The following is a 25,946-nucleotide window of genomic DNA, read 5'->3' on the forward strand; positions in this document are numbered from 1 at the left end:
CTAGGCCTTGATCAACAAGTCCCGCAAATGCTTGACTTCATCACGCATCGCCGCCGCTTGTTCGAACTCTAAGTTACGCGCATGTTCGTGCATTTTCTTCTCAAGCTGATCGATTTGATGGCTCAACTCAGTCGCATCGGCCTTATGGTAATGGGACTTAGGTTCAGCCACTTTGCCATACACAGCTTTACTGTCGCGGCCGTCATCCACATCCATCACATCGGTGATCCGTTTAACCACGCCCTTAGGTGTTATGCCGTGCTTTAAGTTGTGCGCGCGTTGGCGTTCACGACGGCGGTCAGTTTCACCAATGGCCTTCGCCATCGAATTGGTAATGCGATCGGCATAGAGAATGACTTTGCCATTAACGTTACGCGCGGCGCGGCCAATGGTTTGGATAAGCGAGCGTTCTGAGCGCAGGAAGCCCTCTTTATCCGCATCTAAAATACACACCAGTGACACTTCTGGCATGTCTAAGCCTTCGCGCAATAAGTTGATCCCAACCAACACATCAAACTTACCTAAACGCAGATCGCGGATGATCTCCACCCGTTCAACCGTGTCTATGTCCGAGTGCAAATAACGCACTTTTACACCATGCTCGTCGAGGTATTCAGTCAAATCCTCCGACATACGCTTGGTCAATGTGGTCACTAACACCCGCTCGTTAACAGCGACGCGCTTGGCGATCTCAGACAATAAATCATCCACTTGAGTCCCGACTGGGCGCACTTCTAATTCAGGATCGAGTAAACCCGTTGGCCGCACGACCTGCTCGGCAATCTCGCCTTCGCTTTTTTCCAGCTCGTAGACACTCGGTGTCGCCGACACATAAATGGTTTGCGGCATCAATTGCTCAAACTCTTCGAACTTGAGCGGTCGGTTATCCAAAGCAGACGGTAAGCGGAAACCGTATTCCACCAGTGTGGTTTTACGGGAACGGTCACCTTTGTACATGGCGCCGATTTGCGGCACAGTCACATGGGATTCGTCGATAATTAATAGACCGTCAGCAGGCAAATAGTCGAGTAAGGTTGGCGGCCCTTCCCCCGGTGCGCGGCCTGACAAATAGCGCGAGTAGTTTTCGATGCCTGAGCAGTAACCTAACTCCACCATCATTTCCACATCGTATTGCACTCGCTCATGAATACGCTGGGCTTCAATTAACTTGTTGTTATCGAGTAGATATTGCTTACGCTCACGCAGCTCTTCTTTAATAAACTCAGTGGCGGCGATGATTTTTTCCCGCGGCGTCACATAGTGAGTCTTAGGGTACACCGTCGTACGGGCGATGCGCTTAATGATATGGCCAGTTAACGGATCAAACTCGCTTAAACGCTCAATCTCATCGTCGAACAATTCAACGCGAATGGCATTACGCTCAGAATCGGCAGGGAAAACATCAATCACTTCACCACGCACGCGATAGGTACCGCGCTGTAGCTCGATATCATTGCGTTTATACTGCAATTCACTGAGACGAATTAAGATATCACGCTGCCCCATCACATCGCCTTGGCGTAGATGCAGCAGCATTTTTAAATAGGAGTCGGGATCGCCCAAACCATAAATGGCCGACACAGAAGCGATGAGCACCACATCTTTACGCTCTAATAGCGCCTTCGTCGCCGACAGGCGCATTTGCTCTATGTGGGCATTAACCGACGCGTCTTTCTCGATAAAGGTATTCGATGCAGGCACATAGGCTTCTGGCTGATAGTAATCGTAGTAAGAGACAAAATACTCAACCGCATTATGGGGAAAGAACTCTTTCATCTCGCCATAAAGCTGCGCCGCCAAGGTTTTATTAGGCGCCATGATAATCGTGGGGCGACCTAATTTTTGGATCACATTGGCAATCGTGAAGGTTTTACCTGAGCCGGTCACCCCGAGTAAGGTTTGGCAAGCTAAACCCGCTTCGAGTCCATCGACTAATTTGGCTATCGCTGTAGGTTGGTCGCCTGCGGGGGCGAATTGCGATTCAAGCTGAAAAACAGATTCTGACACGCGCACATATCCTTTTAATGAGTCGCCCCATTCTAATCAAGTCACCGACTAAGCTCCACCGTTATCCTTCCTGTCGTCAATTCAATACGCAGTAACACCGCCAGATGACAATTTAGTGGAAGAAACATGAAACTTTTAGACCAAGCCATTTTCAACGGTTTTTGCTCATAAAACACCCGCAAACTAAGCAAAAATGCCAATTTAATACACAAGAAATCAATTTCGTTCGATTACAAAATTGCAACCTTGTTTTCACCCTCAACAAAAACCACTTGCTTTTAATACTCAATTGATAATATTGAAGTTTATTTTTGCCACCCAAAATAGTGCATTTTAAGTCCGACGCCCATACGCCAAGGCTTTGACGACCATTTATTCGGACAACTCACAGGGTTATCCACAGATTTTGTTGATAAGTCGAAATAACCGAGAAACCACGCGGGATTGGAGGCTGTCATACACCTTAATGGCAGCCACTCAACATTTGGTAATTTAATTACATTTGATAAATGTTGCTACTTGTATCAATTTCACTAACTGCAATTGACCCTGGTTCTCACAGTGCAACGCGTCACTCGCTTTTAGCAACAGTTACGGCTAATTTGATAAAAGCTAAATTAAAATCAGTCACATATTGCGTGTTGAACTGGACACTTTAACTCTCAAAGATAAGCAAGCAGCTAGGACTTCTCGTTTACTAGCTTGTTTGCACTAACGTTAAAACCAGCATAAAACTCAGTGATCAATGCTGTATAAATAACATTTATTTTTAATGAGTCTACTTATCGACATTGAGATACGCGTCATCGCCATTAATAGTTCACTTTTACTGTAAAGGTATTCTATATATGCGGTAGAAAGATAGAGCTGAAAGGCAGCTTAACTCTTAACTTACTCACTGTTCGCTGTTGATAGTTGATAGCCAATGGTTCATCGATCATGGTGACTTACCCAGCACGTAGAAAGAAGCTTTACTTAATCGTCTACCTTACGCCAACAAGTCTAACGGTTTAACCCAATCGTTATTTACCGCTAATTCAATCCCCTTTTCATGCAGCCCAATAACTTCACGCCGCATCGCTATCTCGACTCATCTTGCTTAACCAATGCTTATCAATCTGCTAAAAAGATGAGATAAACCCGAAGCGATAGCTGGCGGCACTTCAGCTTTAAGCTGTTTAAGCCTATTCATTGGCCTTAAGCTCGGCTGATTTTTAAAAAGTGCTTATTTTTTAACGAGTGATTTCAATTTCATAGAAATTTCACCCCACAAACGATGGCGTCGTTCAAAGCTATATTGCGAATTGTTAAGTGGTTTTTCACTAAAAATGTCGAATTCTGCACCACGATGCACATTAGATGAGCACTTAACAGCATAATTACACTTTTTTTAGTAACTCGAGTTGACTCATCCCACAGAGCGTTTTACTATGCGCTCCGTTCTCAACGAGTCGCTACGACTGTGTGAAACGATTCCCCTGTAGTTCAGTCGGTAGAACGGCGGACTGTTAATCCGTATGTCACTGGTTCAAGTCCAGTCAGGGGAGCCAATTTCAACACTGAGTAAAGGCAAGTAGGACAAAGCAGTAAAGATAAGTTGTAAACGATTCCCCTGTAGTTCAGTCGGTAGAACGGCGGACTGTTAATCCGTATGTCACTGGTTCAAGTCCAGTCAGGGGAGCCAATTACATTATTGCACTGCTGTTTTAAGACGATTCCCCTGTAGTTCAGTCGGTAGAACGGCGGACTGTTAATCCGTATGTCACTGGTTCAAGTCCAGTCAGGGGAGCCAATTTAAAGCAAGTAATTTAGTCGATAGCCATATCGCACCCGATTCCCCTGTAGTTCAGTCGGTAGAACGGCGGACTGTTAATCCGTATGTCACTGGTTCAAGTCCAGTCAGGGGAGCCACTTTTAAAGCGTTGTATCAGTAAAATCGATAGCAATATCGCACCTCGATTCCCCTGTAGTTCAGTCGGTAGAACGGCGGACTGTTAATCCGTATGTCACTGGTTCAAGTCCAGTCAGGGGAGCCATTTTCTTGTTCGTTTTAATCTCAATTCTTTGCTTCTTCTGGCTTCTAGCTAAGCTATTCTTTTCCGTTTTGTTTTTAAGCAAATGCAGTTACACTGTTAGCAGCTTGTTGAACAAATTTATGAGTATCTTCACACAGATAGCGGTTTTTAAGTATTCTTGGCTTAAACTTATCTTGTTCGAACTCACCAAAATCTAGAGCGGATTTTTATGGCCATGTCAAAATCATATCCAATTTTTTTACTGCTTATTTTCTTAGGTCTCTTTGCTTGGGTGTATCAAAGCGAAAACAGCCAATTGCAAGTCCAACAGCAGCAAGAACTCGATAGCTTTAAATCTAGCTTAAGCCGCTACCAACAATGGCAGGGTAACGGTGTAGAACTCTTTAAAAAACTTTCTGAAAACTACTCATTCCAGTTCTTCCAATATATTGATGATACCGACGGCCAACTGAGCCATACCGAAGGAAGCTTAGACAGTCAACATCCCCATCCTTTAGCGAGTTTATTTTCCATCGAACTCAGCCACACACAAAAATTGGCATCGGGTCGTTTACAGGTCAAGCTCAGTGCAAACCAAGCCATTGATACTGCAATTAGTAACACTCAAAAACTCGGTGTCATGTTGCTAGTGACTTACCTTATTTTGCTATTAGTGTTTATTCTATTAATGTCGAAACTCAGAGCTGCGGTACGTTATGCTGCTGATTATATTTCAAAAATACCCGAGTTAGGCTTTTCTGCCGTCGCAGCATCGAAACTCACTGGCGAGCTCACCCCTATTGGTATCTCCCTCGAAGAATGTCGCCTGCAACTTAAAGCCCAAATCGATAAGCTCAATCAAGAAAATGAAAAACTGCATAAAGCAGCCTATCAAGACGCCGTCACAGGTTTTGGTAGTCGCCAACGTTTCACCCAAAAATTAGAAACCATTAGTCATCCCGATATTCCTCAACTTGGGCTGATGGCAATGGTTAAAGCGACTGAGCTGACCCTCATTAATCAAAAACAAGGCCGTTCAGCGGGTGATGATTATCTTTCGAGTGTGGCTAATTGCATCCGCAAAGCCTGTAGCAAATATGCAGATGCTGAATGTTTTAGGGTATCGAGTGCCGATTTTGCGGTGTTTATTCCCGATGTCATGCTGAAAGATGCACCGAAATTTTTAGACCAATTAAAAATTTACCTCGATGAATATCTGCAAATGACAAAAGCAGAATCCGTCGCCCATATAGGCTTAGTCCCCTATCGCCAAGGTACCGAAGCGGTTAATTTACTGACAATTGCCGATACCGCGGTCAGCATAGCTCAGACCCTTGGCCCCAATAGCTATCACATTCAAGAGAAACTCAATGGGGATGAGCAGTTTGGTGACGATCGTTGGAAGATGGCGATTCATGATTTAGTGACACGCCAAGCATTGAAATTCTACCAGCAGCCTATTCAGCCGTGTCGTACCGATGTAGAGGTTTACCGTGAGTTGTTGGCGCGTTTTTACAATAGCGAAGGCAAGTTCTTACCTACCACCACAGTGATTGCTATGGCTGAACGTCACGGTATGAGCTCAGAATTAGATAAACTGGTTGTGATCAGTGCATTAAAGATGCTTAAGGAAAACCCGACTATTTCTGGTAACTTTGGTATCAATATCAGCGCATTTTCAGCCCATCAAGACATGTTTGTCGCTTGGCTAAAAGACATACTAGGTAAGCAAAAATACATAGCATCGCGTTTAGTCTTTGAGATCAACGAGTCCGGCATGCAGTCTAACTTAGGGGCGAGTTATAAGTTTGTTCGCGAAGTACACAGTGTTGGTTCACGGGTGTCGATTGAGCGTTTTGGCATGAGCTTTACCTCCTTCAAATTCTTCAGCGAAGTGCGCCCCGACTACATTAAGCTCGATGGCAGCTACACGTCTAACATCGATGAAGACAGCAATAATAAGTTCTTTGTGCGTATGATGGTGGATGTCGCCAGACGAATTGGCATTCGGGTCATCGCAACCAGTGTCGAACGCCAAGAAGAAAAATTAACCCTCGAAAAACTCTTAGTCGATGGATTGCAGGGCTATTACATCGCACAACCCCAAGCCATGGCCATTACAGATCAGATTTAATACTTTAACGGGTTAATTCATCGCCAAAATTTACAGTAAAGATGGTTAACCCTGCATTCTATATGTTGTTTATGCATACGGAAAAGTCGATAATACGGCCAAGATCCGTTTAGAAAAGTATTAGGATGACTGAATATCTCCTCTTGTTGATCAGTACAGTGCTGGTCAACAATTTCGTTTTAGTGAAATTCTTAGGCCTGTGCCCTTTTATGGGGGTCTCCAGCAAATTGGAGTCCGCTATTGGCATGTCTATGGCGACCACTTTTGTGCTGACGTTAGCCTCTATTCTCAGTTATCTCGTCAACCAGTATCTGTTATTACCCTTTGACCTGAGTTATCTGCGAACCATGAGCTTTATTTTAGTGATTGCCGTTGTGGTGCAATTTACTGAAATGGTCGTGCAAAAGACCAGTGCCGCTCTGCACCGTGCCTTAGGAATTTACCTGCCGCTTATCACGACTAACTGCGCGGTATTGGGCGTAGCCTTATTAAACGTGAATGAGAAGCACGATTTTATCCAATCGGCTATCTATGGCTTTGGTGCTGCGTTAGGCTTCTCATTAGTGTTAATTCTCTTCTCGGCGATGCGCGAGCGTTTAGCGGCCGCCGATGTCCCCTTACCTTTCAAAGGCGGGGCGATTGCGATGATCACCGCAGGTCTTATGTCACTCGCCTTTATGGGATTCACAGGATTGGTTAAGTAAGATGTCCGGAATTTTAATTGCAGTCATATTGTTGACCCTATTGGCATTAGTCTTTGGGGTATTGCTCGGTTTTGCCGCCCTTAAATTCAAGGTCGAAGGCAATCCGATTGTCGATGAGCTAGAAGCAATTCTGCCACAAACCCAATGCGGTCAATGCGGTTACCCAGGTTGTCGTCCCTATGCTGAAGCCATTGCCAATGGTGATAAAGTCAATAAATGCCCTCCTGGCGGCACAGCCACCATGGAAAAGCTGGCGACCCTAATGGGCGTCGAGCCAGAGCCACTGAATGCCGAAGCACAATCTCAAGTAAAAAAAGTCGCCTACATTCGCGAAGATGAATGTATTGGCTGCACTAAATGTATTCAAGCCTGCCCTGTGGATGCGATTATCGGTGCAGGAAAGCTCATGCATACCGTGCTGACAACCGACTGCACGGGCTGCGATCTCTGCGTTGAGCCTTGTCCTGTCGATTGTATTGATATGATCCCAGTCACCCCAAATCTTAAAAATTGGAACTGGCGCTTAAATGCCATCCCAGTGACGCTCGTCCAAGAGACGCTCAGCAAAGAGATTCAGAGCCAAGAGCCACAGTTAGAAGAGGAAAAGCGGTGTTAACTTTATTAGATCAATTAGATAAAGGAACCCTTTGGCGCTCACCCGGTGGAATACATCCTCCTGAAGTCAAATTCCTCTCCAATACGACGCCGATTGGCCAACTGCCATTAGCCTCGACGTACTTAGTGCCCGTCCCTCAAGTCGGTGAAAACTGTACGCTTGCGGTGAAGGTTGGCGATAGCGTCTTAAAAGGCACGCCGTTAACGCAAGGCACCTCGATTTGGCATTTACCTGTGCATGCGCCAACATCGGGCACTATTGTTGCTATCGAACCAAGGGCGAGCAACCATGCCTCTGCATTGCCGGTTAACACTTGCGTTATCGCAGCCGATGGCAAAGACACCTGGTGCGAGTTGGTGCAAAATCAACTTGATGACTTAAGCCATCAGCAAATCGTTGATAAGGTTCGCTCAGCCGGTATTGCGGGTATGGGCGGCGCAGCGTTTCCGACTCACATCAAGCTTAATCCGGTCAGTGAAATCGATTTAGTCATCATCAACGGCGTCGAATGCGAACCTTATATCAGCGCCGATGACAGATTAATGCGTGAATACAGCCAAGATATCCTCGCAGGTATTGGCATAATTCATCGGCTATTAACGCCAAAACGCATTGTTATCGCCATTGAAGACAATAAACCTGAAGCGGCCAAAGCCATGCAAGCTGCTGTCAGCCAATGCGGACTCCCAGCGGGCAGCATTCGGGTCACGGTTATCCCGACAAAATACCCTTCTGGCGGTGAAAAGCAGTTAATTCAGATCATTACTGGCCGCGAAGTGCCCTCGGGCGCCATTCCCGCCAAACTCGGTATCGTGGTACATAACGTCGGTACTGCCTATGCAATTCATCAAGCCGTCACTCAAGGCAAGCCTTTGGTTGAACGCGTTGTGACTGTGACAGGCAGAAATGTCGGCAAACCAGGGAACTACTGGTTACCGATAGGCACGCCCGTTGATCACGTTCTGACTGCAACTGAATTCACGCCAGAGCCTGACCAAAAGGTGATTATTGGCGGGCCTATGATGGGCCATGCGTTAGCGAATATCCAAGTGCCTATTTTAAAAGGTACTAACTGTATTCTGGTGCCAAGCAGCCAAGAAATTGGTAGCACGCCCGAAGAAAAAGCCTGTATCCGCTGCGGCGAATGCGCCACTGCCTGCCCTGCACTCTTGTTGCCACAACAACTCTTTTGGCACGCCAAGGCCGAAGAATACGATAAAGCCGCCAGTTACAATCTAAAGGATTGTATTGAATGCGGTTGTTGTAGTTACGTTTGCCCGAGTGATATTCCATTAGTAGAGTATTACCGCATTGCCAAATCAGCACTCAAACAAGCCGCCGATGAGAAGCAGCAAGCAGAGCGCGCCAAACAGCGCTTCGATGCCCGCTTAGCGCGTCTTGAAGAAGAAAAACTGGCCCGTGAAGCTAAGGCGAAAGAGGCGTCTGAACGCCGACAAGCCAGCATGACAGGCACAGATAAAAATGCCGTCGCCGAAGCCATGGCGCGTATCGCGGCGAAAAAAGCCGCAGCGGCACAAGCTATCACTGGTGAATCAATTACCGAAGAGTCAAGCGTCACAACAACTGACACCACGGAAGTGCCAAAAGGTAAGGCCGCCGTTGCCGCCGCCATCGTCCGTGCTAAAGCGAAAAGAGCTGCGCAAGCAAATGCCGATGGCACTGACACCAATGGTGCTGAAACTGACAGTGCTAGAACAGACAATATGGTTAATGTTGATGCAAACGACTCCATCTCAGCAACAGATGCGATAGCGCAGGAAGCGCCTTTATCCCAGAAAGACAAAGTCGCTGCGGCAATTGCGCGCGCCAAGGCCAAAAAAGCGGCTCAGCAAACCGATACCGTACCGCTTGAGCCTACTGAAACCGCTGACAGCACATCAGAGCTTAGCGCTGCAGATGATAAAAAGGCGAAAGTAGCAGCAGCCGTTGCTCGTGCCAAAGCTAAGAAAGCGGCGCAGCAAGCAGAAACCGCCGCTAGTGATATTGAAGTTAGCAATACTGAAATTAGCGTTAGTGACGTTAATGATGCTGAAGCGATTAAGAAAGCCAAAGTAGCCGCCGCGGTTGCCCGTGCTAAAGCGAAAAAAGCCGCGCAACAAGCTGAGACAAATACTGAAAATGGTTTAAGCCAGACCGCGACTCCAGCAGTTGATTCCACAGCTAGCGTTCATGCAGATGTGAATGCTGATGCAGAAACCGCTGTTAATGCAGTCGCTACTGATATTGAAGTTAGCATCACTGACGTTAGCGTTAACGACGCTGAAGCGATTAAAAAGGCCAAAGTGGCGGCCGCTGTTGCTCGTGCTAAAGCGAAGAAAATAGCAGCTGCATCAGCAGAGTCTAAAACTGATGCTGAAATAGAGTCCGTTGACGAGATCCAAACTGAAGCTAACGTGACATCGCCCTCGATAGCAGCAACGCTTGAGACTGCAACAACTGAAGCTGATGCCGTTTTGCCATCGGTGGAATCTGCTGCAGAGCCCATTGAAACGGCGCCGTTATCCAGTGATGAGCTTAAAAAAGCGCAGATTGCTGCGACTATCGCCAAGGCAAAAGCCAAAAAAGCGGCACTCGCCCAAGAAGCCAACGCTTCGAGCGACTCAAGTGTGACTAATGATTAAGAACAGAATGATTAAAAGGGAACACAATGGCGTTTAAAATAGCCTCATCACCCCATGTAACGCGTAACTTGCATACCTCAACGGTCATGCAAAGGGTGATTTTATGTTTGCTGCCGGGCCTTGTCGTGCAATGTGCCTTTTTTGGCTGGGGCACACTTGTGCAAGTCCTGCTGGCGATCCTCGTCGCCTTAAGCTGCGAAGCCGCTGTGATGAAACTTCGCAATCGCAATATCAAAGCAAGCCTTAGCGATAACAGCGCCATGCTGACCGCCATCTTAATTGGCGTTGCCATTCCGCCCCTCGCCCCTTGGTGGATGATCGTCATGGGCACCGCCTTTGCGATCGTCATAGTTAAGCACCTCTACGGCGGCTTAGGCCATAACCTATTCAACCCTGCAATGGCGGCATATGTATTGCTGTTAGTCTCGTTCCCAGTGCAAATGACCACCTGGATAGCACCGAGCACCGTTGCACTGCATTCACCCAGCCTTGTTGAAAGCTTGCAACTTATCTTCAATGTTGGCGCGCACGTGAATATGGAGCAGTTCCATTTAGGCATTGATGGCATGACAATGGCGACGCCACTCGATACCCTCAAAACCGATTTATCCATGGGATTAACCACCACAGAAAGTCTCACCAAAGCCATTTTTGATGGCAGTACAGGCGTAGGTTGGTTCTGGGTGAACTTGGCCTATCTTGCTGGCGGGTTAGTGTTACTTAAACTAAAAGCCATTCGCTGGCACATCAGCACTGGCGTGTTATTAGGGCTCTTTGTGGCATCGAGTATCGGTTTCTTACTGTCACCCGATACCCAAGCCAGTCCACTGATGCATCTGTTTTCTGGCGCGACCATGTTAGCGGCGTTTTTTATCGCCACCGATCCCGTTACAGCCGCAACCAGCCCCCGTGGCCGTATTATTTTCGGCGCGTTAATTGGTGTGTTGGTGTATATCATCCGCACCAAAGGCGGTTACCCTGACGCCTTCGCCTTTGCCGTGTTACTGGCCAACCTCTGTGCGCCCTTTATTGACTATTACGTGCGTCCACGCACCTATGGCCATTCAACGAGCTAAGGTCATGCTAAGCGATAACATCATTCTGCGGGCAACGAGAGCTTAAGGATAAAAAGTTGAAAAATCCGATGATTAAAAATGGTTTTTTATTGGCATTGTTTGCCTTGATTTGCACTGGGCTCGTCGCCGCTGTCAATCAACAAACCGTCGATAAAATTAAGCAGCAAGAACAGCAGGAATTAATGCGAGTGTTACATCAATTAATTCCTGATGAAATGCACGATAACGAGCTAACTGCTCAATGTACTTTGCTGCTGGATAAAGACGCATTAGGAACCGACAGCCCAATGCCCGCCTATATAGCCACCAGTGCAGGCAAACCTGTGGCCATCGCCATTGAAGCCATCGCGCCCGATGGCTATAACGGTAATATCAAATTGATTGTGGGTATTAGCACGAAAGGCGAAGTCCTAGGCGTTCGCACCTTAGCTCACCAAGAGACACCCGGGCTCGGTGATAAAATCGATCTGCGTAAATCCAATTGGGTCTCTCAGTTTGTCGGTAAAGTATTAGGCTCGGCAGATGACAAACAATGGTTGGTTAAAAAAGACGGTGGCGATTTTGATCAATTTACTGGCGCGACTATCACCCCGCGCGCTTATGTCAAAGCAGTCAAAAACGCAGTATGGTATTTCAACAATAACCAAGCGCAAATTTTCAGTCTGCCGCTAAATTGTGAGGCCAACCATGACTAATTATCGCGAAATTGCTTGGCAAGGTCTGTGGAAGAATAACCCTGGCCTAGTGCAACTGTTAGGCTTGTGCCCTCTGCTTGCGGTCACAGCGACGATCACGAACGCCCTTGGCCTTGGTCTAGCGACTATGTTGGTGCTGATTGGCTCTAACATTTTGGTGTCGCTGGTGCGCGACTATGTGCCCAAAGAAATTCGTATTCCGGTATTTGTGATGATCATCGCCGCGCTGGTGACCACAGTGCAACTGCTTATCAATGCCTATGCCTACGGTCTGTATTTATCCCTTGGGATCTTCCTGCCGTTGATTGTGACCAACTGCATCATTATCGGTCGCGCCGAAGCCTTTGCCTCGCGCAATAACGCCTTTAGCGCCGCCTTTGATGGCTTAATGATGGGACTCGGTTTTACCTTAGTGCTTACAGTACTTGGCGCAACGCGGGAAATATTAGGTCAAGGGACACTGTTTGATGGCGCCGATCAACTGCTCGGCCCGTGGGCGAAATCCTTAACCATCCATTTATGGCAAGTCGATACTCCCTTCCTGCTTGCTATGCTGCCACCTGGCGCATTTATCGTCATGGGACTATTGATTGCACTGAAAAACGTGATTGATAAAAAAGTGAAAGATCGCCAACCTCAAGTCGCTGCCGAGCCAAGTGTCACCCGTGCGCGCATCACTAAGGTTGGTTAGGCTTTCAACATAAAGGCTTAATTCCAGCATAGTACAGAGAATGGTGTTCAACGCTTAATGTGCGCCTAGCGCACTTAAGCGACTGGAATTAAAACATAATATATCAAAGCATAAGCACTCAGCATAAGAACTCAAAGCATAGGAAATCAGCAGGTCTAGGTTTCAAGCTCGTTCAATCATCATTAATACCCTATTGATAATGGCTAGTTGAACCCAATAACCGCGCAGGAATCGTACATGAATCAAGAAAAACGCATCCAGATCCTCACCCGTCTTCGCGATAACAATCCGAAACCTGAAACCGAACTCAATTTTTCCAGTCCTTTTGAACTCTTAGTCGCAGTGACCTTATCCGCCCAAGCGACGGATGTGAGCGTCAACAAGGCAACGGACAAACTCTTTCCTGTGGCGAACACGGCCCATAGCATTTATGCCCTTGGCGTCGATGGTTTAAAACAATACATAAAAACCATAGGCTTATATAACAACAAAGCCGTCAATGTGATTAAAGCCTGTGAGATCTTGATTGAGAAATACAATGGTGAAGTGCCTGAAAACCGTGAAGCCCTAGAGTCTCTGCCTGGCGTTGGCCGTAAAACGGCAAACGTGGTGCTCAATACTGCGTTTGGTTGGCCGACAATCGCCGTCGACACCCATATTTTCCGCCTCGCTAATCGCACTAAATTCGCGCCCGGCAAGAACGTGGTCGAAGTGGAAGATAAAATGCTGAAAGTCGTGCCTGCAGAATTTAAAGTCGATGTGCATCACTGGTTTATCTTGCACGGGCGCTACACTTGCCTCGCGCGCAAACCTCGCTGCGGCAGCTGTATCATTGAAGACTTGTGTGAATTTAAAGAAAAAATTTATCCTGAAGAGTAAACCCAAGCGAGTTAGCCTTGGCTTTTCTTCTCGAGCAAACTGACTAACTCTTCATATTTCGGCCCTTGCCCAAATTGCGGCAAGGCCACTGCAAAGACCACGAGTCCAAAGGCCATATAAATGGCGAACTCATTGACCCACAAACCAGATATCGTCAGTCGAGTACCCAGCACGACTAATGCAATCACAGCTAACCGCACCTTCTGCGCCATCTGTACTTTTCGCTTAGCCGATGCAATTAATGCTATTTCAGTTTCGCTAAACAACATCTTCAAATCCTTGTTAAGTTTTACGTGCATTAAATCACAGACAAACAAAAAGCCGCAATAGCGGCTTTTTTGCTTAACTTGGTACAAGGTTAACTGAAACTTGTATTGCTAGTTAAAAGATTGAAACAAAGAACGCGCTGAAAAATAAAGCAATTACAAGTGTAGTGCCTAAGGCCATTTTAAGTTCGGTGTTCATCATTCACTCTCCTAGTTGGTATGGCCATATTATCGTCAACCCTGCGGTAAAAACCCATGTTTGTATCTGTGTTTTGTGAGCGACAGCCAATTTATCGGCAATTTTATTTTCAAAATTAGCAAAATCGTCCGTCGACAGCCAACCTTTCTCTATCCTAGCCAGTCGAATTGGTCAAGTGCGATAAAATCCCCATAAATAACAATTGTGGTCAAACGCAGAGACATTTTTGATATACTCCTCGCCGAAATCTATTTATAGAGAGGACCTATGTCGCAACTATTACACACTATGATCCGCGTCGGTAACTTAGAACGCAGTATTGCTTTTTATACTGAAGTACTCGGCATGAAACTCCTTCGCACCTCTGAAAACCCAGAATACAAATATTCTTTAGCTTTCGTAGGTTACGGTGAAGAGTCCACAGGCCAAGCCGTGGTTGAACTGACCTATAACTGGGGCACAGACAAATACGATTTAGGCACAGGCTTTGGCCACTTAGCCATTGGCGATGAAGATATTTACGCCCGTTGTGCTGCTATTGCTGCAGCCGGTGGCAAAGTAACACGCGCCCCAGGTCCAGTCGCAGGCGGCACCACTGAGATTGCCTTTGTTGAAGATCCAGACGGTTATAAAATTGAGTTCATCCAAATGAAATCGGCGACTCAAGGTTTAGGTTAAGTCTTGCCACCTGAGCAAGAAGATTAACTGAGCAGAACAGTTCGCTAAATGAGAAATGCCGAATCTTGATTCGGCATTTTTGTTTTTATAATTTATATCTTGCGTTAGGCACAAAGAAACGTAACACAAGCCAACGATTCACCGCTCGCACTATGTGTTTAAGCTGATTTAATCGACGTTTTATCTTGTCCACTGGTCGTCTTTTTCACGGTTTTATTCATCCCTTTGCCGCTGAGGATGCGCTTAAGCCAAGGCGTGCGCCATAGCAATAACACGCTAAAACCTAAGATATAAAGACTCGGCTCAATGATTTCCGATTTTACCGACCAGTAAAAATGGATTGGCGCTAATATCGCGACTAAATACACCCCATTATGCAAGGTCTGCCAACGACGTCCCATCTTACGCATCAAGCCTTTAAACGAAGTTATCGCCAAAGCAGTGACGATAAGATAAGCCACAGCGCCGACTAAAATGTACGGCCGTTTTACCACTTCGCTAAACAGTAATTCCCAAGCAAACAACAGATCTAAACTAAAGAATGCCAGAATATGCAAAGTGGCATAGGCGAACACATATAACCCCACCAAGCGACGAGTCTGCATTAATAGCCCTTGCTTGGTCAGCTTGGCAATCGGTGAGATCAATAAGGTCGCCGCTAAGGCATTTAACGCGCCTATACCTGTGTAGTGGATAATGTGCTGCACGGGATCGCCGCCCGCGCGGCCTAACACTACAGTGAGCACCAGGTAGACGATGGGCACTAAACCCAGCAAATGAAATAACGCTTTTAACCAAAACAAGTGCTTAGCGGTTAATCTCAACATTGTTCATCCCCGCTTAATGGCGTATTTCCAAACAGCAAACCAAGCATCAATAGTTTTTCCTCAGATCCATACCGTCATAGAGGGAAGCCACAAACTCGCCGTAACCGTTGAACGGCTGGGTATCAATACGGGTTGCAGAGAATAGTCCGCCCTCGCCAATACGACGTTCACTGGCCTGTGACCAACGTGGATGATCCACCGCCGGATTGACGTTGGCATAGAATCCATACTCGTGTGAGGCAAGCTGATTCCAACTGGTGGGCGGCTGTTTATCCATGACGCGAATTCGCACTATCGATTTAATGCTCTTAAAGCCATATTTCCACGGTACCACTAAGCGGATCGGCGCGCCGTTCTGCGGTGGCAGGGTCTTGCCGTACAAACCGACCGACATTAAGGTTAAATCGTTCATGGCTTCGGCTATCGTCAGGCCTTCAACATAGGGATAATGAATGCCACCGCCCATTAATCGACTCTTCTGCCCCGGCATTTGCTCGGGATCAAAAGCGGTTTCGAAGGCGACATACTTGCCCTTGCTAGTTACACCCACTTTTTTCAATAATGCCGCCAGCGGGAACCCCACCCAAGGGATCACCATGGACCAAGCTTCAACGCAGCGCAGACGATAATTACGCTCCTCAAGCGGGAACATTTTAGTGAGATCATTAAAATCTAAAGTCATGGGCCGTTCGACTTCACCTTCGATACGCAGTTGCCAAGGATCAACTTTAAAACCTTGGGCATTATTGAAGGGATCTTGCTTATCCGTACCAAACTCATAAAAGTTATTGTGCTGTGTCACCTTATCTAACGGGGTTAACACATCGGCATCACCGTATTGTTTATTAGTTTGGAAGGTCAGTGGCGTCGTGATAAATGAGGACTTAGGCTGATCGCCAAACAGATCGAACAAGCCGGCCTGCACGTAGCCGGGCACACTGGCGCCGATAGCACCAAGCCCCATGGCTTTCACTATCTGCCGGCGCGAGCGAAACACCGCTTCGGGCGTCACTTGGTTATCTTGCATGTGCCACTGCGCTTTTTTAAGAATACCTGGGGTAAAACGGGAATGTTTAGCCAATTGACACCTCTACCATCTAATGATTAACGCCACCGAGTCGCGATAAAAGCTTATCTGGCGCTCGTCTGTATCGCTCACTTCTATGCTCACTTTAATATAGACAGGTAAAAGCCAGAAAAACTTTCCACCCGTGAATAAATTCACCTTAAACGTATAAGACTTGCTCATTCAAGCATTAAGCGCAGATATAGTTGATTAAAGGGCTTGAAGCCTATTGGGCGGCATGCGAACCTAAGCGCCAAAGCTAAAGGAGTGCTATTGATCATGCCATTTTCTCAATCTTTTTCCGTCGCCGAAATCATCGGCCTTCTCGCCATTGCATTCTTAGGCCTGTTGATCGGTGCCCTGCTCAATCAAAGACTCACGCGCCAACGTTGGCAACAACATAAAGATCAACTTGAGCAAGAGATGCGTCAAGTGAATGAAGATGCTGAATTATCCTTAGCACAACAGCAAATTTTGGTTGATGACAAAGAGGCGCAACTGCGCCAATACCAGCAGCGCCTTGAGCTCAAAATTGAACAATTAGGTAAAGCCGAGGCCTTAGCCGAACGTGTACCCACCTTAGAGCAACAATTGAATGACAGCCAGCGCCGTCAGTTAGAAATTCAATTGGCGCTGTCGAAATCCAATGCCATGCAGCAAACCATTCAAGCCAAGGCCGATGCCCAGCAAGAATCACTGCAGGATAAAATCGCTAGCTTAGAATCGGCCGAAGTGCGCTTACAAACCCAATTTGAAAACCTCGCCAATCGAATCTTTGAAGAACGTAGCGAAAACTTTAAGCATCAAAATGCCAGCCAACTCGAAGGCGTGCTTGGGCCATTGAAACAACAGCTTGAAGGATTCAGACAGCAAATTCGTGAATCCTACACCCACGAACAGTCCGAGCGCAGCGCCCTTAAACATCAACTTGAGCACCTCAGAGATCTCAATCTGAAGATGAGCCAAGATGCAATCAACCTGACCAAAGCGCTCAAGGGTGATAACAAGCAGCAAGGTAACTGGGGTGAAGTGATCCTCGATCGCGTGCTGCAGGAAAGCGGTCTACGTGAAGGCCATGAATACCATACCCAGCAAGATCTCAAGGACGACAACGGTAAGCGCTTTAAGCCGGATGTGATTGTGCATCTGCCAGAAAATAAAGACGTGGTCATCGATGCTAAAATGTCCTTAGTCAGTTATGAGCGTTACTTCAACAGTGAAGATCCTGCCCTACGCCAACAGGCGATTAATGAGCATGTGATCTCGATTCGCAGTCACATTAAGGGCTTGAGTCAAAAGGATTATCAAAATCTGCACGGGCTTAAGAGCCTCGATTATGTGTTGATGTTTATTCCTATTGAACCGGCATTTTTACTGGCGTTAGAGCATGATCCTAGCCTAGTCAATTTTGCTCTTGAGCAGAATATCATGTTGGTAAGCCCGACGAATTTACTGGTAGCCCTGCGCACCATTAACAATATTTGGCGCTACGAATATCAAAACCAACACGCGCAAACCATAGCAAAACAAGCGGGTCGTATTTACGACAAGTTATGTGGTTATATTGAAGACATGGAAAAACTCGGTCGTGCCTTAGATAACGCCGAAAAAACCTATCACAGCGCCATGAACAAGCTGTCATCGGGCAAAGGTAACTTAGTGCGTCAAGCCCACTTAATGCAGCAACTCGGGGTCGATACCAGTAAACAGCTGGATAAAATGCTGCTAGAAAAAGCACTCAATGAAGCCCAAGACGACAACGACACACAGGATGATGACGCTGAGCTAACGCTGCCGCCAACGCGCGATCCTAAGGACACAGAACTCGAACCCGCATAATGCCCAAATTGATAAACTGAGTTGATAAATTGAGTTAATACACTGATTTGATAAACAAAGTTAATAGACCTAATTGATTGATAGAGTTGAACACTCGCCAATAACCTTGAATCGATACGGACATGTCGATTGATACCTTGATGCCCGGAGGCAAAAGCTCCATGTGCAAAGCCGTGATGAATGTGGTTATATCCAGCGCAATATTGCTCGCAGGCGCCTTGAATGCCCCTTCTGCATTCGCGTTAACGCCAACGCAGAAAACCTTCCTTGAGGCCGAAAAAGCCTTAAAGAAACAAGACTATGAAGTCTATAAACCCCTACGGGCAAAATTGGGCGATTATCCGCTGGCGATTTACTTAGACCATGATATCGACATCGGCGACCTCAATGGTTTGCATGGCGCTGCGGCAAAAAATCTGATTGATAAGTATCAAACCACGCCTATGTACAACAGGTTAAGGTCTAAATACTTAAACAATGCGGGAACCCAAAAACGCTGGAGTGATTATCTTGCGATAAGCCCCGATGTCCCTACCGACATCCGCCTGCAATGTTATTACTACGAAGCAAAACTTGCCAAGGGCGAGATAAAAACCGTCTATGCGGCGGCGCAATCACTCTGGGTCTTTGGTAGTTCACGGCCAAAAGAATGTGATCCCCTGTTCAACGCTTGGACCAAAGCGGGTAAACGCACTCAAGATGTGATCTGGGCGCGGATGATGCTGAGTTTTGAGACTGGCGAAACCAGTCTGCTGAGCTATTTATCCCAGAAAATCACCACCCATAATAACGAAGCGAAGCGCTTAGTCGCCGTCTATAAAGATCCAAACAGCCTGCGCCATACCGAAAAGTTTAAGGATAAAAATCCGATTGTGGGTGACATAGTCGCGGCGGGATTAAAACGTCTTGCCCGCAAGGATCTCGACCAAGCGATTAATTTGTATGAACGGTATCAAAAGGCTAATCGTTTCACGCCAGCACAAGCCCAACAACTGGATAAATACTTAGTTCGCCGCATCTTAATCGAACAAGATGATAGCCATAAAAGCTATGTCGACAATGTGCTGGCCGAGCTGAAAAGTGACGACTTATTTGAACGCCGGTTAAGATGGGCCATTCGCGATCACGACATGCGCAGCATTGCCCGTTATTTAAATTTACTGCAACCAGAAACCTTGGCTAAGGAGCGCTGGCAATATTGGCTCTATCGCACGAATGCTAAAGATGCGCCAGAAAGTGCCACTAAGGCTCTTGCGACAATAAGCAATGAACGTAATTTTTACGGTTTTGCCGCCGCGCAGTTTTTAAATAAACCCGTCTCGCTGAATCAAAGCCCTGAGCCTATCGTCGACGCCAGCAGCCAAAAATTAACCGATGATGTGGGTTTTGTGCGCGTGCAAGAGCTAATGGCGCTGGATCGTTATTTCGATGCACGTTACGAATGGATGTCGCTGCTCAGACGCAGTGACAACACTATGCGAGCCCGTTACGGCCGTTATGCCCATGAGCAAGGCTGGTATGACTTTGGCGTCGAAGCCAGTATCCAAGGTAAGTTGTGGGATGACATTCCCTTACGCTTCCCGATGGCGCACCAAGAAGGTTTTGAGCACGCCAGTAAAAAACACAAAGTGAACATAGATGAGATTCGAGCGATCAGTCGCCGCGAGAGCGCGTTTTATCTTTATGCGACCTCAGGCGTGGGTGCCCGCGGCTTAATGCAAATTATGCCTGCGACCGCTAAAGCAACCGCCAAGAAACATGGCGCTAAATATAGCGATCCTAAGGATCTTTACAGCGCAGAGCTTAACCTCAATCTTGGCAGTGCTTACTATGCCCAGTTGTTAAAAGAGTTTAACCAGAACCGTATCCTCGCGACCGCCGCCTATAACGCAGGCCCGTCACGGGTGCGTCGCTGGTTGGCAAACTCGGATGGAAAACTCGATGCTATGGGCTTTATCGAAGCCATTCCCTTCACTGAGACCCGTGAATATGTGCAAGCCGTCTTCAGCTATCGATTGATTTATGAGGCGCAGGAGCAAAAAGCGCAGCCATTATTCAGCGAAGCCGAACTGAAGTTTGCTTACTAACTTGCGACATAAAAAGGAACTCGATGCTGCTGAGCATCGAGTTCCTACTTTTCAGCATACCCTAGGGTAATGCTCATGCTTTAACCGCCAAAAATTCTGAATGATATTCTCTAAATTCAAATAATTAGCAAAGCGAATAATTATTCAGCAATCACGCCGTTTTATCGTAAACTTGTTTGCACTGCGAGGCATTAAATGCGAATAATTAGTATTAATGCATTAAGACTCCCATTAGGCTCATGATTAACCTTAGTTCGTTAACGCTCAGCTGCGAATACCAACCCTTTGTCGATCCCCATACGTTAGCCATCGACGGCTATGAAGCCTTAGCGCGTTTTTATCTACCTGATGGCGATGCGGTTGCACCTAATATCGTGTTCGAGCAATTGCATGAATCCACAGAATTACTCGCCGCCGTTGAATACCAAGCCAAAGCATTTCAACTCGCTCACGCGCCCAGCCAGCAGCGCATTTTTATCAATGTCGATCCCCATGCTGTCGATGGGCCACATACTGCCAAGCTTATAAAGCTATTATCGCAGTACCAGCAAGTCACGGTCGAAATCATTGAAAATACCTGCATTAACGATGCCCAGCTTGCCAATCAGCTATTCAGCCAATTTAAACAAGCGAATATCCAAGTGGCGCTCGATGATATTGGCGCGCCCCACTCCATGCTTTGTGTCGATTTGATGATGAATGTGGATTATCTCAAGTTCGATCGTCATTGGTTAACCCACATCACGCATCCCGAGGGAGTCCAGTTACTCATAGCGCTGATTAACTTTGCCAAGCAAACCAACAAACAGTGCATTCTAGAAGGCATAGAAACCGAAGCCCACTTGGCGTTTGCGCGAGACATAGGCGTCGACTTAGTCCAAGGCTTTCTGTTTAAATCTTGGTTTATTCGCCCCACCCGCAGTCAAGCGCTGTGTCTTGCATAGATCCACGCGCCGCCCTCTGACTTTGCGCCACAAGCACACGCAAGCCTAAACGTCATTCAGTCGAGTAATTGATTTCGCACTAGAAATGCTACTGGATAAGCAGGCGATGATCCGCCATAGTGGTAAAGCTTGTCTGCTTTCGCATGCACTTTCAGTTACGCTTTTAAATGTATTAGGAGTCGCCCGTGGCACAATCTGGGATCAGCGAATTACTACAACAACTCGAACAAGTGTTGCTGGGCAAACCTAGGCAAATTCGGCTTGCTTTGGCCTGCATTCTCGCCCGCGGCCACCTGCTGATTGAAGATTTACCCGGCATGGGTAAAACCAGTATTTCCCATGGCATAGCCCAAAGCTTAGGATTGAGCTATCAAAGAATTCAATTTACCAGCGACATGCTGCCCGCTGATATTCTCGGGGTGTCGATTTTTGATAAACATCAGGCGCAATTTATCTTCCATCCAGGGCCGATTTTTAAGCAGATGATCTTGGCCGATGAAATCAACCGAGCCAGCCCTAAGACCCAAAGCGCTTTGCTTGAAGCGATGGCAGAACAACAAATCTCCGTCGATGGCATCACCCATAGATTGCCCAATCCTTTCTTTGTGATCGCGACCCAAAATCCCACCGATCAATCCGGCACTTTTCCGCTGCCAGAATCGCAGCTCGACCGGTTTATGATGCGTCTATCTATTGGTTATCCAAGCCACGACGCCGAACTTGCGATGCTGAAGAGCAATCATAACCACTTAACCTTAGATCAACTGCCCCAATGCTTGACACCACTGGCCTTGATGCAATTGCAAGAACAGTGCGACAAGGTCAGCGCTTCCGATGCCTTACTCAATTACATTCTGGCCTTAGTGAATTTTTCTCGCAGCCAAAGTGATAGCGTGGGTTTATCGCCCCGCGCCACCAAAGCCTTATTGCAAGCTGCTAAGGCATGGGCTTTTTTAGCGGGTCGACATTATTTAGTCCCTGAAGATGTACAAGCGGTCTTTTGCTGCGTGGCGGAGCATAGACTCAGAACCAGTAGCCAATTACAGGGTGAAGCCTTATCCGAGCGAATTCTGGCGAGCGTTAACCCCATCATGTAGCGAGCCACTGTCATGAACAATATTGCTAAGGCATGCAGTTAATCGAGCAGTTAACCTAGGTATTAAAGCAAGCCATTCAACCATGGAAGTGATGCAGAAGTGAAACGACTAATACGCCCTACTTTCGTTCCGACTCTAGTACCGATTTGGCAGCGTTGGTTAGCAAGGCGTTTACCACCGAGTCCTGAAATCACCTTAAGCCATCGCAGCATTTTTATTTTGCCGAGCGGTTTTGGCTTAGTTTGGCTCGGGTTGGTTTTACTCTTATATCTATTTGGCACTAACTATCAAAATAACTTAGTCATTGGCCTTAGCATCTTACTCCTAAGCCTGTTTAATACCTGTATTCTTTACAGTTACAAAAATCTTGCTGGTCTACATTTACGCGCCATGACGCCGCCCGAAGTCTATGCGGGCGAGACCTTAACCTTTCCGGTCCTCATCAGCACCCATCACAGTGGTCATAATATCCAGCTTAACTATCCGCATAATCGCACTTATACGGTGCATAACGTCAGCACAGATGAACAGCAAGCGCTCGTGCCCTTCGAATATCATCAGCGGGGCCAAGTGTCACCGGGTCGGCTCAAAATTGAATCCTTCTATCCCTTAGGGCTGTGCCGCGCATGGTCCCATGTGGATTTGGCCATTAGTCACTTAGTCTTTGCCCAACCAATTGAAGCACAGTTGCAGCTTGAGGCTGATCATACTCAGTCGGAGCAAGATCCTCTGTTACTGGCGGGTAAACATGTGTCGGGTATCGATGAGTTTAAAGGTCTTAAACCCCATGTGCTCGGCGAGTCCCTCAAGCAAGTGGCCTGGAAACAGTGGGCACAAGGTCGCGGCATGTTGAGTAAAGAATTCCAACAGCCCCAAGGCGATCCCGTTTGGTTAAGACTCAGACCCGATGCTAAACGGCTCGAAACCCAGTTGAGTCAATTAAGCTGGCAAATCAATAAACTCACGCAACTCGAGCAGTATTTTGGCTTATATCTGCAAACACCAATGGGCGAGGATATATTGATCGCGCCCTCTATCGGTCATAACCATAGAATCGCCTGCCAGAAAGCCCTTGCCTTGTATCCACAGCTAGCGCCGTCAGCCGTTAATTCGTCGTCAGCGGCGAAGCACTCGAATAAAACGGCGAAAACCACCAGCAAGAAACGTCATGTCCCTACTTCGGGGGAACAGGCATGACATTAACGGCCAGCAGCACGACACCGCAAATTGGCGATAACATCAGCCGTCAGACTTTATTTTGGTTATTGATCACCAATATCGCCGTACTGAGCCCGCTATTTGATAAGACCACGCCTTGGACCTTAGGCATTTGCGCAATTTGTTTGCTGTGGCGTGTGGGGATTTATGTCGGCAAAGTGGCAAAGCCGCCGCGTTTTTTGGTGACCAGTCTTGCGATCGGCGCCGCAACCACACTGGCACTCGTTTCAAAGGAAATAGGCTTACTCAATGCGCTAGTGAATCTGCTGCTGTTAGGTTATGCCTTAAAATACATTGAAATGCGTAATCAAAGGGATGTGCGTGTTGTCGTCCTCGCGGGCTATTTTATTATCGCGCTGACCTTTATCGACCATCAATCCCTGCTTAATACCGCGCATTTACTCGTGGTAACGCTGATCAACACCTGTGTGCTCGTGACCCTGTATCAAGATAAACACTCCCTAAAACACACGGCATTGCTTGGTAGTAAATTCTTGCTACAGAGTGTGCCCCTCGCGCTGCTGTTGTTTTTAGTGTTACCGCGTTTTGCGCCGCTCTGGTTAGTGCCCAACATGAAAGAAGTGCAAACGGGCTTGTCCGATAGTCTTGCCATTGGTGATATCGGCAAGCTCACCCGTTCGACCGAACTGGCCTTTAGGGCGAGTTTTGCCAATGCAGCGCCCATTAATGCTGAGTTATATTGGCGCGCGCTGGTGATGGAAAACTATGACGGTATGACTTGGCGTCAGGAGGAAGGCATTAAAAAGCTGCAAAAAGATGCGCTGCTGTTTCCGCCCACTCGGCCAAGCCCCGCCTTGATGCTTAATAGTCCAGCTTTGAAGGTCACCAGTCCTGAAGCTATGACCAGTAATGCTGATTTAATGACCAATGATCCTGATTTAATAAAGAGCCCCGCTTCGATAGACAGCGAAGGTCAAGATACTGCAAAACAAGGCAAGCAAAACAATAAGCCAAGTATTCGTTACCAAGTGATTGCTGAGCCGAGCCACCAGCCGTGGTTATTTGGCCTTGATGTCGCCTACAGCCAAGATGATAGTGTGGTCAATATGCCCGATTATCGGCTGTTAGCGCTGCGCAATGTCGATCAGCGAATGAGTTATCAAGTGGAGTCTTGGCCCAAGGCGAAGATGGATCTCAAGCTCTCGGCGCGGCAAAGGCAGATTAACCTAGAACTGCCGAGTAACAGTAATCCACGAACTTGGGCGCTGGCCGAGCAATTTAAGACTCAATATCCCGAGCCTAAGCCACGACTGTGGGCCATGATGCGCCACTTTAATACCGAGCCTTTTTTCTACACACTCACGCCGCCTCCCCTTGGGCAGCAGCAAGTGGATGATTTTCTATTTGAAAACAAAGCCGGATTTTGTGTGCACTATGCCGCAGCCTTCATTTTTATGGCGCGGGCCACAGGCTTACCCGCACGTATGGTCACGGGTTATCAGGGCGGTGAGTTTAATCCGCAAGCGGGTTACTACAGCGTGTATCAATATATGGCCCACGCATGGGCAGAGGTTTGGCTCGAAGGTGAAGGTTGGGTTCGTTTCGACCCGACCGCTATGGTGGCGCCCGATCGAATCGAACAAGGATTCGACGCCCAGTTTGATCCCGCGCTGAGTTATCTGCAGGAAAGCCCTTTTAGTAGCTTACGCTTTAAATCCATGCCTTGGCTCAATGAGTTAAGGCAACGTTTTGCCAGCATAGATTATTACTGGAGCGTGTGGGTACTGGGTTTCAATCAAGATAGGCAGAATCAAGTGCTCAGCGGCATATTAGGCGATGTGACTAACACTAAAATCGCGGTATTTATGGGGCTGTGTATCAGCCTTATCGTGCTCTATATCGCCTACAGTGCGGGGCTATTACATTTTAGCACTCAGGGCGATCCTATCAGCGCTCGCTATCAACAGGTCTGCAATCGCCTCGCCCGCCATGGTATTAAGCGTAATGACAGTGATGGACCAAACCAATTTGCGCAGCAGATTATCGAGCAATACCAACACAGTGCACCACAGCTTTGTGCGCTGATGCACACCTTGACCCAAAGTTATGTGGCGCTGAAGTATCAAGATTTACCGGCTGATGACTATCAAGCGCATTTAACAAAATTTAAAGCGGCGGCAAAGCAACTGAATTGGTTATTGCTCAGGGCTAAGGCGAAAAAGAAGTTCACGCTAGCCTAGCATTTGTAAACTGAGCATTTGCCGGCCAAGTGTCATCGGTTCAAGGCTCAGTAAACACCTAAAAT

At 47.1% G+C, this 25,946-nt stretch carries 19 protein-coding genes and 5 tRNA genes; 20 read left to right on the forward strand and 4 right to left on the reverse strand.

Going from position 1 to position 25,946, the window contains the following annotated elements:
- Entirely contained in the window at positions 1-2,007 is a 2,007-nt protein-coding gene (gene uvrB, locus DYH48_RS09975; protein WP_006081546.1) for an excinuclease ABC subunit UvrB, read from the reverse strand.
- A 1,474-nt stretch (positions 2,008-3,481) separates the two neighbouring features.
- Between uvrB and DYH48_RS09980 the strand changes: the two genes are divergently transcribed.
- The 13 genes from DYH48_RS09980 (at position 3,482) to nth (ending at position 13,459) form a co-directional block, all read left to right on the forward strand.
- Positions 3,482-3,557, forward strand: a tRNA-Asn gene (locus tag DYH48_RS09980).
- Positions 3,558-3,615: 58 nt separating this feature from the next.
- Positions 3,616-3,691 (forward strand) — tRNA-Asn (locus DYH48_RS09985).
- A 32-nt stretch (positions 3,692-3,723) separates the two neighbouring features.
- A tRNA-Asn gene (locus DYH48_RS09990) sits at positions 3,724-3,799 on the forward strand.
- 43 nt (positions 3,800-3,842) lie between these two features.
- A tRNA-Asn gene (locus tag DYH48_RS09995) sits at positions 3,843-3,918 on the forward strand.
- 49 nt (positions 3,919-3,967) lie between these two features.
- Positions 3,968-4,043 (forward strand) — tRNA-Asn (locus DYH48_RS10000).
- Between the two features lie 208 nt (positions 4,044-4,251).
- Positions 4,252-6,156 carry an EAL domain-containing protein gene (locus DYH48_RS10005; protein ID WP_115334666.1) on the forward strand — a complete coding sequence of 635 codons (1,905 nt, stop codon included), beginning with the start codon at positions 4,252-4,254 and terminating at the stop codon, positions 6,154-6,156.
- A 125-nt stretch (positions 6,157-6,281) separates the two neighbouring features.
- Positions 6,282-6,860: an electron transport complex subunit RsxA gene (rsxA, locus tag DYH48_RS10010; protein WP_006081543.1), complete on the forward strand. Its 579-nt coding sequence runs from the start codon at positions 6,282-6,284 to the stop codon at positions 6,858-6,860.
- Position 6,861: 1 nt separating this feature from the next.
- Positions 6,862-7,476, forward strand: a complete 615-nt coding sequence (rsxB, locus tag DYH48_RS10015; RefSeq protein WP_115334667.1) for an electron transport complex subunit RsxB — start codon at positions 6,862-6,864, stop codon at positions 7,474-7,476.
- A complete protein-coding gene (rsxC, locus tag DYH48_RS10020) occupies positions 7,470-10,118 on the forward strand; it encodes an electron transport complex subunit RsxC (protein WP_115334668.1) in 2,649 nt (882 codons plus the stop codon). Before rsxB ends, rsxC begins: the two co-directional genes overlap by 7 nt.
- A gap of 26 nt (positions 10,119-10,144) precedes the next feature.
- Positions 10,145-11,194, forward strand: coding sequence for an electron transport complex subunit RsxD (gene rsxD / locus DYH48_RS10025; protein WP_115334669.1), 1,050 nt, complete (start codon positions 10,145-10,147; stop codon positions 11,192-11,194).
- A 56-nt stretch (positions 11,195-11,250) separates the two neighbouring features.
- Positions 11,251-11,889 carry an electron transport complex subunit RsxG gene (gene rsxG / locus DYH48_RS10030; protein WP_006081539.1) on the forward strand — a complete coding sequence of 213 codons (639 nt, stop codon included), beginning with the start codon at positions 11,251-11,253 and terminating at the stop codon, positions 11,887-11,889.
- Positions 11,882-12,580 (forward strand): electron transport complex subunit E, encoded by a 699-nt coding sequence (locus DYH48_RS10035; RefSeq protein ID WP_011839931.1) that lies wholly within the window; start codon positions 11,882-11,884, stop codon positions 12,578-12,580. The genes rsxG and DYH48_RS10035 overlap by 8 nt, the downstream gene beginning before the upstream one ends.
- Positions 12,581-12,817: 237 nt before the next feature.
- Positions 12,818-13,459: an endonuclease III gene (gene nth / locus DYH48_RS10040; protein ID WP_012089126.1), complete on the forward strand. Its 642-nt coding sequence runs from the start codon at positions 12,818-12,820 to the stop codon at positions 13,457-13,459.
- An 11-nt stretch (positions 13,460-13,470) separates the two neighbouring features.
- Here the strand turns inward: nth and DYH48_RS10045 are convergent, their stop codons facing one another.
- On the reverse strand, positions 13,471-13,728 hold the full coding sequence (locus DYH48_RS10045) for a hypothetical protein (protein ID WP_115334670.1): 258 nt from the start codon (positions 13,726-13,728) through the stop codon (positions 13,471-13,473).
- 463 nt (positions 13,729-14,191) lie between these two features.
- Here DYH48_RS10045 and gloA point away from each other — a divergent pair, with 463 nt between their 5' ends.
- Positions 14,192-14,602 carry a lactoylglutathione lyase gene (gene gloA, locus DYH48_RS10050; protein WP_006087315.1) on the forward strand — a complete coding sequence of 137 codons (411 nt, stop codon included), beginning with the start codon at positions 14,192-14,194 and terminating at the stop codon, positions 14,600-14,602.
- Between the two features lie 158 nt (positions 14,603-14,760).
- Here the strand turns inward: gloA and msrQ are convergent, their stop codons facing one another.
- Together msrQ and msrP are read right to left on the reverse strand one after the other, a co-directional pair.
- Positions 14,761-15,429: a protein-methionine-sulfoxide reductase heme-binding subunit MsrQ gene (gene msrQ, locus DYH48_RS10055; RefSeq protein ID WP_012089125.1), complete on the reverse strand. Its 669-nt coding sequence runs from the start codon at positions 15,427-15,429 to the stop codon at positions 14,761-14,763.
- Positions 15,430-15,475: 46 nt separating this feature from the next.
- Positions 15,476-16,510 (reverse strand): protein-methionine-sulfoxide reductase catalytic subunit MsrP, encoded by a 1,035-nt coding sequence (msrP, locus tag DYH48_RS10060; protein WP_006081531.1) that lies wholly within the window; start codon positions 16,508-16,510, stop codon positions 15,476-15,478.
- A 264-nt stretch (positions 16,511-16,774) separates the two neighbouring features.
- Between msrP and rmuC the strand changes: the two genes are divergently transcribed.
- The 6 genes from rmuC to DYH48_RS10090 all read left to right on the forward strand — a co-directional run bounded on the left by rmuC (position 16,775) and on the right by DYH48_RS10090 (position 25,881).
- Positions 16,775-18,334, forward strand: coding sequence for a DNA recombination protein RmuC (gene rmuC / locus DYH48_RS10065; RefSeq protein WP_006087313.1), 1,560 nt, complete (start codon positions 16,775-16,777; stop codon positions 18,332-18,334).
- Positions 18,335-18,495: 161 nt separating this feature from the next.
- Positions 18,496-20,421, forward strand: a complete 1,926-nt coding sequence (locus DYH48_RS10070) for a transglycosylase SLT domain-containing protein (RefSeq protein WP_115334671.1) — start codon at positions 18,496-18,498, stop codon at positions 20,419-20,421.
- A gap of 239 nt (positions 20,422-20,660) precedes the next feature.
- Positions 20,661-21,365, forward strand: a complete 705-nt coding sequence (locus tag DYH48_RS10075; RefSeq protein ID WP_115334672.1) for an EAL domain-containing protein — start codon at positions 20,661-20,663, stop codon at positions 21,363-21,365.
- A 185-nt stretch (positions 21,366-21,550) separates the two neighbouring features.
- The gene (locus DYH48_RS10080; RefSeq protein WP_115334673.1) at positions 21,551-22,462 is read left to right on the forward strand and encodes an AAA family ATPase; all 912 of its coding nucleotides are present in this window, start codon (positions 21,551-21,553) and stop codon (positions 22,460-22,462) included.
- 99 nt (positions 22,463-22,561) lie between these two features.
- On the forward strand, positions 22,562-23,659 hold the full coding sequence (locus DYH48_RS10085) for a DUF58 domain-containing protein (protein ID WP_115334674.1): 1,098 nt from the start codon (positions 22,562-22,564) through the stop codon (positions 23,657-23,659).
- The gene (locus tag DYH48_RS10090) at positions 23,656-25,881 is read left to right on the forward strand and encodes a transglutaminase TgpA family protein (protein WP_115334675.1); all 2,226 of its coding nucleotides are present in this window, start codon (positions 23,656-23,658) and stop codon (positions 25,879-25,881) included. The genes DYH48_RS10085 and DYH48_RS10090 overlap by 4 nt, the downstream gene beginning before the upstream one ends.
- Positions 25,882-25,946: the final 65 nt, after the last annotated feature.

The sequence above is a fragment of the Shewanella baltica genome, from assembly GCF_900456975.1.
Taxonomy (GTDB): Bacteria; Pseudomonadota; Gammaproteobacteria; order Enterobacterales; family Shewanellaceae; genus Shewanella; species Shewanella baltica.